The organism is Parcubacteria group bacterium (assembly GCA_041657845.1).
Lineage (GTDB): Bacteria > Patescibacteriota > Minisyncoccia > Moranbacterales > JAKLHP01 > JAKLHP01.
Genome location: JBBABD010000065.1, coordinates 1 through 1,433, shown reverse-complemented (window position 1 = coordinate 1,433; position 1,433 = coordinate 1). Strand labels below are relative to the sequence as shown.

Sequence of the window (1,433 nt, the reverse complement as noted above, 5' to 3'; positions counted from 1 at the left end):
ATTTTCTGCGTCAATTTTTTCTTGAACTGGGCCAAGACAGTATAGGCCTTTTCTTACTCGCCTTAGCTTGCCAGATTTAACAGGATTGGAGAGGTAACCGATTATGCCGTGATGGGATAGGTGTGGATAACTCCACACCCCTCCCCTTGACAATGATACTTGGCCATGCTGGGGGGAGGTGGTATAGTGAATGAGCCTTCACCGAGAATCAACATGACTTACGCAATCGACAACCCCCCGTCGTTCAATCGCCCCGGCGCAAGCTGGTTTTCGGTTGAAGGCAACGACGGGGGATTTTTGGTTGCGTGGAAATGAATATGGGGACCCTAAAAACTTCATCGTCATTCCTTGCCAAACAGTTCGCTGCCATGCTGGACGCGCTGGGTTGCCTGTGGGTGGACGAGATAGGAACGTGGGTAATCCCCCAGGAGGATGGCACGCACAAGGTGGCGTCTTCCGACGAGATGAGGGAAGCCCTTTTCGACTTCATGGACGAACAGCATGCGGGGGATGGGTTTACCGACGGCAAGCTAACCGGCACGTTCAAGATGATGTCACTCAAGCAGAAGCTCAAGAGGCAGCGTCTTCATGAGACGCACCTCGCGTTCACCGACGGCAAGCTCAACTGCTCCACTTTCGAGTTCGAACCTTTCCCCCCGCCCTTCGACGAGAAGAAAACATACTCAAAAAATGATAGGATACGCTTCGGAAAGTTTGACTGGGTTCTCCGGGCCGATACGTCAAAAGAAGGTATCCCCCCATCGTCTTCCTCGTCATGGGACAGGCTCCAAGGTCACGCCAGCCTTGCGCTCATGCGCTTGGATATGGCTTATGATGAGGCCGTCAACGGGAAAGACGAATGCCCCGAGTTCCTCAAGTTCCTCTCACAGGTCTTCGTCGGCGAGGACGGTGTTACTCCCAGCGACGAACTCCTGTCCGTCGTCTATCCCATGTGCGGATATTTTCTTATGCCTCACCTCAAGGCAAACAAGATTTTCATGCTGGCCGGCCCGACCGCCAGCAACGGCAAGTCCACCTTCATGAAGATAATCGAGGAGCTGATGCCGGAAGGGACGGTCGACAGCAAGAAGTTCAACGAATTCGCCAGCGTGAAGGGTCCCAACTGGGGCAAGGCCGAGCTGGTCGGGAAGCGCCTTGTCCTCTGTTCCGAGGAGTCCAGTAGGGACATAGACGCCGGACGCCTCAAGGAGTTCGCAGACGGCATGAGCGCGGTTCAGGCGGAACGGAAGTTCCAACAGCCCTTCTCCTTCTTCCCGACGTTCAAGCTCCTCGCGGCTTTTAACTCCCCTCCCGAGTTCGACAACGTGGACCAAGGAACCCTGCGTCGCTTCTTTTACATCCCCTGTAACGCTGAATTTGACGGCTCGGTTAGCGTCGATGAGATTAAGGAAAGGGTATTGGCCGAGCGTCAA

Annotated in this window: 1 protein-coding gene; it reads left to right on the top strand. The window is 54.5% G+C overall.

Annotated features, from left to right (window positions below; translation table 11 throughout):
- Positions 1-317: 317 nt before the first annotated feature.
- A partial coding sequence (locus WC906_05505) for a DUF5906 domain-containing protein (protein ID MFA5777857.1) occupies positions 318-1,433 on the top strand: 1,116 nt, incomplete at its 3' end.